Raw genomic sequence first — 2,927 nt, forward strand, 5'->3', positions numbered from 1 at the left:
ACCCGCATTTTTTGAAAATCTATATTAGAGTTGTTGAAAAATTAATTCTCCATCTGCTTTTGTTTCATTGAAATGGACAATTGAAGCAGTTTTGTTAATCTGAACTATGGAATTTTTCAGCAACTCTATTATAGAATGCTTTATAACAGCGTTTCGTGCCTATCCAAATATCGAAACGGAAGTTTTTAGAGGTTCCTACAGCCAACGAAATCAATAACTCAAATATCAAAAGATTTAGAAGCTATGATTCGTACGTTGCAGGTCCGCACGTTTTTTCGAGGAAGTCGGCTTAAATCACTCCACCGACAATACACCGTATTTTTTTACCGCAGTCGCTCCGTTGCATCTTCGTAACCGTTTAAACCGGCTCCACCATATATCAAAATAGAACCGTCAGGTAATACGTTCGAGAGATGTCCATCGCGGGATTTCTGAAGAGTCGCGATAGAACACCAACGATCCGTATCCGGAAAATAACGATAGTTATTGTTTACATAAGTCTGGTTTCTTCCACCGATGAAAAGAATGGAACCGTCCGAAATGCGTTCCAAAGTAAATTCCGATCTGGAAACCGGCATTTTCAGCAACTTCCAAACATTTGCAACCGGATCATAAATTTCCATAGAGTCCAAATAGCTGTTAGAATTGTCACTTCCCATGTATTTGCCTCCGGCCACTAATACCCGCCCATCGGACAATAGAATGGAGGAATGAGCAAAACGAGGTTGATTCAAAGGTGTACGCAAGATCCATTGATTCGTATTTGGATCAAAAATTTCCACCGAGCTAAGATTCTCACCGACTCCTATACCGCTGACCCCAAAACCACCTACGACAAGCGCACGCCCGTCGTTTAAAAGGGTCAAAGTAAGACCTGAACTTCGAAAGGAATTCATACCGCCCGTTTGCGTCCAGGTATTCTGATTCGGATTATAAAATTCTGCGCCATTCGCCGCAATTTGATTTGAATTTGCTCCAACTACGAGTACCCGCCCATCGGACAGTAGGACGGCTTTATGTAGAGCGCGTTGCTGATTCATGGGGGCGACATAACCCCAAGTGTTTGTAAGCAGGTTAAAACGTTCAGCGGTTGCAATCAGATCTATATTATCGTACCCTCCTGTTACGAGAATGTTACCATTGGTCAAGAGTGTAGAGGTATGATAGGCTCTTCCGTAATTTAAAGACGAACCTTGGTTCCAAACCATTTGATTTGGATTAAAAAGCTCCATCCGATTCGATATAGGGTCGACCAACGCTTCCCCTCCGATAAAAGCAATTCTTCCGTCCTTTAAAACCGTTCCAGTCGCCCCGTAACGACCGGTAGACCCGGAAATCAAGTCGGATGTGCGAAACTCGGAAGAACATCTTGCAATATCTTCGTTCACTACAGATCCCAAGAGGAAGAGTAGTTCCGTTCCATTGAATCCGTTATTATCAGCTTCTTTACAGGAGTAACAGAGGAGTAAAACCGATATACAAACGAAAAAACAACGAGTTTGAGAGACAACTTGAGAATACACTTATAGAACCCCTTTTACCGAATGAAGATAAAAATAGAATAGTCCTTTGGAGCTTTAAAGTCATTGCAAAATATAAACTGATACCGGAATCAATTCACGTTTTGAGGCGGCTTTGGAATTCAATTTCGAAGTTCCTCAAAAAATCACGGATAAACCTAAGTAAAACTCTCTGAAGAATGTCATGATTTTCGGATCGATACGGATGTGAGTGGAATCCCATTTTCATTTGCAAACGGATTGGACTTCCCCCGAAAAAACGGACAAGGCTATGCAGTAATACTTTCTCTAAACTCGACTGGGCTCAGATAGCCTAAAGCCGAGTGTCTTCTCCTTCTGTTGTAATATCTTTCGATATAGTCAAACAGAAAATATTGTGCTTCCTTAATTGTGTTGAATTTCCTTCTGTAAACCTCCTCTACTTTCAAAGTTTTAAAAAACGATTCCAGAAAACTCAACGGAACGACTCTCTATGGATCGCGTTCCGGGAGCGTTGTCATAGCAGTTACCTTTCCGACTCATACTCTGGACGAATTTATTCGTATTTAATACTTTTCTAAAGTCATCGCTTGCATATTGAACTCCCCTATCGGAATGGAATATGACTCCTTTGGGATATCCTGTGCGAGAAAGAGCTTTCTCAAAAGCCTTCAAGAGATGTTCCGTCTCCAATGTAGAACCTAATTCCCAACCAATGATCTCTCTTGAAAAGATCTTTGATCGCAAATAGGTAAGCCCATTTCCCAGCAATTGGAATATACGTGATATCCGATAACCAGATCTTATTCAAATTCGATGATTGAAAGTTCTGATTCAAAAGATTAGGAGCCACAGGAAGTTTGTGCTTCGAGTTCGTGGTCACAGGACGAAAAGAACGTTTCCGATCGGCTTTTAAACCCAGTTTACGCATTCTTCTGTAAACTCGATTCTTAGATATAACAAGACCTTCCGAACGTAAGTCTTGATGAATTCGCAGGTACCCGGATCGATTCTCATGTTCCTCAAATAGAATCCGAATTCTTTCGTCCAACTTTTGATTGGACTTTACCCTCTCGCTATCTTCTCGTTTCAAACATTCATAGTAACCGCTCTTTGATACATTCAGAATCTTGCATGTCTTCTTTACAGGGGAATGATTCTTTTTTATATATGTATATTTCATTTCCTTGGTTTCAAGAAGATGGCCACGGACTTTTTTAAGATCTCCCTCTCCTCCCTCTCCTCCCTCTCCTCCCTCTCCTCCCTCTCCTCCCTCTCCTCCCTCTCCTCCCTCTCCTCCCTCTCCTCCCTCTCCTCCCTCTCCTCCTTTACTTCCATCAGTTCTTTCCTTAAACGTTCATTCTCTGCTCGAAGTTCATCTTGGAACGGACCGTCATCCGTCAGATACTTTTTCTTCCAATTAATCAG

At 41.7% G+C, this 2,927-nt stretch carries 5 protein-coding genes; all 5 read right to left on the reverse strand.

The genetic code is table 11. From position 1 onward, the window contains the following. Positions 1-323 precede the first annotated feature (323 nt). Positions 324-1,523 (reverse strand): Kelch repeat-containing protein, encoded by a 1,200-nt coding sequence (locus LEP1GSC194_RS02855; protein WP_036041011.1) that lies wholly within the window; start codon positions 1,521-1,523, stop codon positions 324-326. Positions 1,524-1,789: 266 nt separating this feature from the next. Continuing rightward, positions 1,790-1,978 (reverse strand): IS3 family transposase, encoded by a 189-nt coding sequence (locus LEP1GSC194_RS21020; protein WP_081605022.1) that lies wholly within the window; start codon positions 1,976-1,978, stop codon positions 1,790-1,792. Continuing rightward, complete coding sequence (locus LEP1GSC194_RS21025) at positions 1,953-2,270, reverse strand: DDE-type integrase/transposase/recombinase (RefSeq protein ID WP_331272594.1); 318 nt, start codon at positions 2,268-2,270, stop codon at positions 1,953-1,955. The genes LEP1GSC194_RS21020 and LEP1GSC194_RS21025 overlap by 26 nt, the downstream gene beginning before the upstream one ends. Next, positions 2,161-2,682, reverse strand: a complete 522-nt coding sequence (locus tag LEP1GSC194_RS22845) for an IS3 family transposase (protein ID WP_021064802.1) — start codon at positions 2,680-2,682, stop codon at positions 2,161-2,163. Before LEP1GSC194_RS22845 ends, LEP1GSC194_RS21025 begins: the two co-directional genes overlap by 110 nt. After that, positions 2,679-2,927, reverse strand: a 249-nt coding sequence (locus tag LEP1GSC194_RS22850) for a hypothetical protein (protein ID WP_086005138.1), incomplete at its 5' end; no start/stop codon positions are given. The genes LEP1GSC194_RS22850 and LEP1GSC194_RS22845, both read right to left, overlap by 4 nt.

It is taken from the genome of Leptospira alstonii serovar Sichuan str. 79601, assembly GCF_000347175.1.
In the GTDB taxonomy this organism is placed as follows: domain Bacteria; phylum Spirochaetota; class Leptospiria; order Leptospirales; family Leptospiraceae; genus Leptospira; species Leptospira alstonii.

Coding starts and splice junctions, on each gene's coding strand:
- LEP1GSC194_RS22845 (WP_021064802.1), bottom strand. CDS start 2,682: ATGAAATATACATATATAAAAAAGAATCATTCCCCTGTAAAGAAGACA.